The following is a 5,861-nucleotide window of genomic DNA, read 5'->3' on the forward strand; positions in this document are numbered from 1 at the left end:
TCTCGTTCCAGCGCGCCCCGCGAGGGTGGCTTCCGTGGCGGTGACCGGGACAGCTCACGCTCCAGCGCCCCGCGTGAAGGTGGCTTCCGTGGCGGTGACCGGGACAGCTCACGCTCCAGCGCCCCTCGCGAAGGCGGTTTCCGCGGTGGTGACCGCGACGGTGGTTTCCGTGGCGGCGACCGTCGTGAGGGCGGGTATCAGGGTGGCGACCGCACTCGCTCCGGCCCGCCTCGCGAGGGTGGTTTCCGTGGCGGTGACCGGGACAGCTCACGCTCCAGCGCCCCGCGTGAGGGTGGCTTCCGTGGCGGTGACCGCGAGGGCGGCTACCGGGGTGGGGAGCGTACCGGCGGTTTCCGGGCCGACGAGCGGCCGCGTCGCGAGGGTGAGTTCCGTCGTGACGACCGCGCGGGTGGCTCCGAGTCGTTCGAGGGCGGGCGCCGTTCGGCCCCGGCGCTGCCGGACGACATCGTCGCGACCGACCTCGACAAGGACGTTCGCGCTGAGCTGCTCTCGCTGAACAAGCCGGTCGCCGAGACGGTGGCCCGGCACCTGGTCGCGACCGGACAGCTGATCGACGAGGACCCCGCCGAGGCGTTGGCGCACGCGCTGGCCGCCCGACGGCTGGCGTCGCGTATCTCCGCTGTCCGTGAGGCGGTCGGCCTGGCCGCGTACCACGCGGGGGAGTGGCAGTCGGCGATCGCCGAGCTGCGCACGTACCACCGGATGAGCGGGTTGCAGAGCCACCTGGCCGTCCTCGCGGACTGCGAGCGGGCCCTCGGCCGGCCGGAGCGGGCCATCGACCTGTTCCGTGGCGCGGACCGGGAGAAGCTGGACCAGGCCGTGGCGATCGAACTGCTGATCGTCGCCGCCGGAGCGCGGGGCGACCTCGGGCAGAAGGACGCCGCGGTCGCGATGCTCCAGGTCCCGGACCTCACCAGCGAGGCCACCGTGCCGTGGACGGCTCGGCTGCGGTACGCGTACGCCGACGCGCTGCTCGCGGTGGGTCGGCGCGAGGAGGCCCGGGAATGGTTCTCCCGCGCCGCCGACGTGGACACCGAGGGCGAGACCGACGCCGCCGAACGGCTGCTCGAACTCGACGGCGTGGTCATCGAGGGTGACGACGAGGACGAGGCCGCCGAGGAGATCGCCGCGGGCCCGGGCGCTCCCGGAGCGGTGCCGGCCCAACCCGACGCCGACCTGACCGGCGACGAAGACGACGAAGACGAAGACGACGAAGACGAAGACGAAGACGACGACGACGACGACGAAGACGAAGACGACGACGACGAAGACGACGATCAGGACGAGGACCGTCACCCCACCGAGGGCACCGACGCCGACGCCGCTGAGGACAGCGGCGTGAAGTCCGGCGACGCGGCGGACGGGGACGCGGCGAAGGCCGACGGGACCGTGCCGGCCGGGGACGACGAGTCAGGGTCGACGCAGCGGTGAGCGCGGGCGTGGGGGAGCGGCTGGTCGACGGGTACACCCTGGTCGTCTTCGACCTGGACGGCGTGATCTACCTGATCGACCGGCCGATCCCCGGCGCCGTCGAGACGGTGGCCCGGTTGCACGCCGAGGGACGGGCGGTGGCGTACGCGACCAACAACGCGTCCCGTCGGTCCAGCGAGGTCGCGGACCTGCTGACCGGAATGGGTGTGCCGGCCCGCCCGGAAGAGGTTCTCACCTCCGCCGCAGCCTCGGCCGAGTTGCTGCGTGACCGGCTGCCCGCCGGGGCGTCGGTGCTGGTGGTCGGCGCGGAGGCGCTGCGCGCGGAGTTGCGTGCGGTCGGTCTGACCCCGGTCACCCAGGCCGACGAGAAACCGGCGGCGGTGGTGCAGGGGTACGGCCCGCAGGTCGGCTGGGCCGAACTGGCCGAAGCGTCGGTCGCGGTGCGGGCGGGCGCGATCTGGATCGCCACCAACACCGATCGGACCCTGCCCAGTGGGCGGGGACCGCTGCCCGGCAACGGTTCGCTGGTCGCCGTGCTGCGGACGGCACTGGAGCGAGACCCCGACGTCGTGGTCGGCAAGCCGGAACCGGCGCTGTTCGAAACCGCTGCCAAGCGCAGTGGCGGTGGGCGGAGCCTGGTGGTGGGTGACCGGCTGGACACCGACATCGAGGGTGCCCGCCGCGCGGGGCTGGACAGCCTGCTCGTGCTCACCGGCGTCAGCGGCGTACCGGAGTTGCTGGCCGCCGAGCCGGGACGGCGTCCCACGTACGTCGCGAGGGACCTGGCGGGGCTGTTCGACCCGGCCGCCGCCGTGCGGGTCCCGGGCCCGGCGGACGCCGGCGGCTGGTCTGTGACCGACCGGGACGGCACGCTGGAGCTGGCGGGGGCCGGTCGACCGTTGGACGCCCTGGCCGCGCTCTGCGCGGTGGCCTGGTCGGCCCCGGTGCCGGCGCTGCCGAAGATCCGTCCGGTCGGCCCGGACGCGGCCCACGCGATGGAGAGTTTCGGTCTGACCGCTGTCGCGTGACGGGGAACCGTCAGAGCAGCTTGCGCAACTTCAGCAGGTCGAACGGGTTGGCTTTGATCGACACCCGGCGTGAGGTCACCGCGTTGGTGACGTCGAGGTCGCCGCGGACCAGGGCGAGCAGGTCGTCGCTGGACGTGCTGAGTGCGATCTTGGCCTTGGGGTCGTCACCGTCGGTCAACTCGACCAGCCGGCCGCCGGTGATCCGGCCGTGGAACGCGGTGTCCAGGTCGGTGATCCGGCAGGCCAGCGTCCGGTCCAGGTCGATCCGTTCGCGGACCGTCTCGGCGTTGCGATCCAACCGGGCGGCCAGCTCCTGCAACGCCTGCCGGCACTCGTCCACGCTGGCCACATCTCCCCCTCGCTGATCGCCACGCCGTCCTCGGCACCGTACCGCACGGGCTGGTCCGGGGTGCCCGGTAGCGTGACACCTGCACACCCCGCCCCGTGGAAGGACTCAGGCATGCAGGACGCGTGGCGCGCCTACCTCGAGCTGGCCATGGGCCTTGCGGAGGCGCCCCGGAAGAAGGCCCAGGACGTGGCACGTCGCCTCGTCGGCTCCGGCGGCGCGACCGCCGCCCAACTCCAGGCCCTCGGCGAGGAACTGGTGACCACCGGCGCCGCCAACCGAGAGGCTTTGACCAAGCTGGTCCGCTTCGAGGTCGACCGGGCCCTCGGCGCGGTCGGTCTGGCCACCGCCGACGAGGTGGCCGAGCTGACCCGACGGGTGCACGACCTGGAACGGCAGCTACGGGAGGCGCGCTCCGCCGACGCGCCGACCGCCGGCCCCACGGCACAACCCGACCCGACTGTCGCCGCGCGGCCCGGCACCGGTCTCGTGCCGTCCGACGCCGAGGCCGGCGCGCCGGTCTCCGCTCCGGTGGCGAAGAAGGCGGTGGCGAAGAAGGCGGTCGCCAAGAAGGCCATCGCCAAGAAGCCGCCGGCGACGATCAGCCGGACCGGCGACGAGGACGTCCCGACGCCGGCGGCGATGCCCGCCAAGAAGGCGATCCGCAAGCAGCCGCCGGACGACGCCGAATGAGCCGGCCCGGCCCACCGCCCGGCGGGTCCTTCCCGGCCCGGCCCGGCCCACCGGCGGGCAGCTCCTTCGCGGCCCGGCCCGGCCCGCCGGTGGGTGCGCGCCCCGGACCGCCGCCGGATTTCGGGGACGACGAAACGCGGCACCCGGCGGTCGACGCCGCCGTGCAGTCCCTGGCCAACGCGGCAACGCTCGCACCGGCCGACCAGATCGCCCAGTACGAGGCGGCCTACGAGACGCTGCGGGAAACCCTCGCCACCATCGACCAGACCTGAGCGGGACGGCCAGGCCTGAGCAGACCGGAGAACAACCACCCATGGCACGTCGTAACCGGCTGGACGCCGAACTCGTCCGCCGCGGTCTGGCCCGCTCCCGTGAGCAGGCCGCCGCGTTGGTGGAGGCCGGCCGGGTCCAACTGCGGGGCGTGGTCGCCCGCAAGGCGGCCGCGATGGTCGACCCCGCCGACCCGCTCCTGGTGACCGGGGCGGACCCGGCCGAGGAGTACGTCTCCCGGGGCGGGCACAAACTCGCCGGTGCGCTGGCCGCGTTCGCCCCCGGTGGGCTGCGCGTCGCCGGGCGGCGGTGCCTGGACGCGGGCGCGTCGACCGGTGGGTTCACCGATGTGCTGCTGCGCGCTGCGGCGGCCGAGGTGGTGGCCGTGGACGTCGGCTACGGGCAGCTCGCCTGGTCACTGCGCACCAACGAGCGGGTCCGTGTTCTGGAGCGCACCAATGTTCGTACCCTCGATGCCGACGCGATCGGCGGCCAGGTCGACCTCACGGTGGCCGACCTGTCGTTCATCTCGCTGCGGCTGGTGCTGCCGGCGCTGGCCGGCTGCACCCGCGACGACGGTGACCTGGCGTTGATGGTCAAGCCGCAGTTCGAGGTCGGCAAGGAGCGGGTCGGTGCCGGCGGTGTGGTCCGCGATCCGGAGCTGCGCGCCGAAGCGGTGCTGGACGTGGCCGCGACGGCCGAGCGGCTCGGCCTCGGGCTGGCCGACGTGGCGGCCAGTCCGCTGCCCGGGCCGAGCGGCAACGTGGAGTTCTTCGTATGGTTGCGCCGGGGCGCACCACCGGCCGACCCGCAGCGGGTGCGGGCCGTGGTGGCGGCCGGGCCGGACGGTTCGACGACGGCCGGCGACGTGCCGGACGTGGCGGCGGAGGAGGTCGCAGGGTGAACGCGCGCAGCGAGGGCGCCGCAACGGGCCGCGCGGTGACACGCGGTCGTGCCGAGGTGACGGCGCCGCTGGCGCGACGCCACCCGGTCCGGCGGGGACGGGCGGCCCGATGAGCCGGACCGCGCTGCTGGTGACCCACACCGGCCGTCGGCGCAGCACCGAGCACGCCCGGTCGGTCGCCGCGGACCTGATCGCCGCGGGTTTCGAGGTACGGGTGGTCGCCGACGAGGCCGACGACCTCGACCTGCCCGGTGTGGTGCCGGTCGGCGGCCCGCAGGCCGCCGAGGGCGCCGAGATCGTCTTCGCGCTCGGTGGGGACGGCACCTTTTTGCGCGCCGCCGAGCTGGCCCGGCCGGCGAAGGCGCCGCTGCTCGGCATCAACCTCGGCAAGGTGGGCTTCCTGGCGGAAGCGGAGATCGACGACCTGGACACCGCGGTCCGGGACGTCGTCGGGCGCAACTACACGGTCGACGAGCGGCTGACCCTGGACGTCACTGCCGAGTTCGACGGTGGGCCGACCATCGAGTCCTGGGCGCTCAACGAGATCAGCATCGAAAAGGGCGAACGGGCCCAGATGCTCGAACTGCTCGTCGACGTGGACGGCCGGCCGCTGTCCCGCTACGGCTGCGACGGCGTCGTCTGCGCCACGCCCACCGGCTCCACCGCGTACGCGTTCTCCGGTGGCGGTCCGGTGGTCTGGCCGGAGGTGGAGGCGCTGCTGCTGGTGCCGATCAGCGCGCACGCGTTGTTCAGCCGCCCGCTGGTCACCGCCCCGACGTCCACTTTCGTGATCACCGTCGACCCGTTCACCACCCTCGCGGTGCTCTCCTGCGACGGCCGGCGGGTCTACGACCTGCCACCCGGCGCGCGGGTGACGGTGCGCCGGGGCGCCCTGCCGGTACGCATCGTGCGGCTGCGCCCCCGCCCGTTCACCGACCGACTGGTGGCCAAGTTCGACCTTCCCGTGCACGGGTGGCGCGGCAGCCGCCGGTGACCGTGGCACATACCGTCGGTGGACAAGAGTTGTCCACCTGACGACATGTCGCCGCTGCGGCGGCTGGCGACTAGTGACCTGGTGACACGCTCCGTCGCAGACTCCGATCGGCCCTCATCTACGGATGGCGGGCCTGGAGGAGTAGAGGAGCGCATCGCATGCACTGGTCCCCCC

The 5,861-nt window shown here is 73.7% G+C and carries 7 protein-coding genes; 6 read left to right on the top strand and 1 reads right to left on the bottom strand.

Features of this window, described 5'->3' with window-relative positions; genetic code table 11:
- Positions 1–537 precede the first annotated feature (537 nt).
- Positions 538–1,452, top strand: a complete 915-nt coding sequence (locus tag DLJ59_RS17835; RefSeq protein ID WP_124773782.1) for a tetratricopeptide repeat protein — start codon at positions 538–540, stop codon at positions 1,450–1,452.
- Entirely contained in the window at positions 1,449–2,480 is a 1,032-nt protein-coding gene (locus DLJ59_RS17840) for an HAD-IIA family hydrolase (protein WP_124773776.1), read from the top strand. The genes DLJ59_RS17835 and DLJ59_RS17840 overlap by 4 nt, the downstream gene beginning before the upstream one ends.
- 10 nt (positions 2,481–2,490) lie before the next feature.
- On the opposite strand, the gene DLJ59_RS17845 is transcribed toward DLJ59_RS17840, so the two are convergent.
- Entirely contained in the window at positions 2,491–2,829 is a 339-nt protein-coding gene (locus tag DLJ59_RS17845; protein ID WP_030334914.1) for an SCP2 sterol-binding domain-containing protein, read from the bottom strand.
- Positions 2,830–2,940: 111 nt separating this feature from the next.
- Here DLJ59_RS17845 and DLJ59_RS17850 point away from each other — a divergent pair, with 111 nt between their 5' ends.
- From DLJ59_RS17850 to DLJ59_RS17870, 4 genes are all read left to right on the top strand, one after another.
- Entirely contained in the window at positions 2,941–3,519 is a 579-nt protein-coding gene (locus DLJ59_RS17850; RefSeq protein ID WP_124773777.1) for a phasin family protein, read from the top strand.
- The gene (locus DLJ59_RS17860; protein ID WP_244236087.1) at positions 3,516–3,791 is read left to right on the top strand and encodes a hypothetical protein; all 276 of its coding nucleotides are present in this window, start codon (positions 3,516–3,518) and stop codon (positions 3,789–3,791) included. Before DLJ59_RS17850 ends, DLJ59_RS17860 begins: the two co-directional genes overlap by 4 nt.
- Before the next feature lie 41 nt (positions 3,792–3,832).
- A complete protein-coding gene (locus DLJ59_RS17865; RefSeq protein WP_124773780.1) occupies positions 3,833–4,693 on the top strand; it encodes a TlyA family RNA methyltransferase in 861 nt (286 codons plus the stop codon).
- A gap of 109 nt (positions 4,694–4,802) precedes the next feature.
- Positions 4,803–5,687, top strand: a complete 885-nt coding sequence (locus tag DLJ59_RS17870) for an NAD kinase (RefSeq protein ID WP_124773781.1) — start codon at positions 4,803–4,805, stop codon at positions 5,685–5,687.
- Positions 5,688–5,861: the final 174 nt, after the last annotated feature.

Origin of the sequence: Micromonospora inaquosa, assembly GCF_003857055.1 — a bacterium.
Classification (GTDB): Bacteria; Actinomycetota; Actinomycetes; order Mycobacteriales; family Micromonosporaceae; genus Micromonospora; species Micromonospora inaquosa.

Bases quoted from the DNA above. Each gene is read 5' to 3' on its own strand.
- DLJ59_RS17850 (WP_124773777.1), top strand. From the start codon at position 2,941: ATGCAGGACGCGTGGCGCGCCTACCTCGAGCTGGCCATGGGCCTTGCG.
- DLJ59_RS17860 (WP_244236087.1), top strand. From the start codon at position 3,516: ATGAGCCGGCCCGGCCCACCGCCCGGCGGGTCCTTCCCGGCCCGGCCC.
- DLJ59_RS17865 (WP_124773780.1), top strand. From the start codon at position 3,833: ATGGCACGTCGTAACCGGCTGGACGCCGAACTCGTCCGCCGCGGTCTG.
- DLJ59_RS17870 (WP_124773781.1), top strand. From the start codon at position 4,803: ATGAGCCGGACCGCGCTGCTGGTGACCCACACCGGCCGTCGGCGCAGC.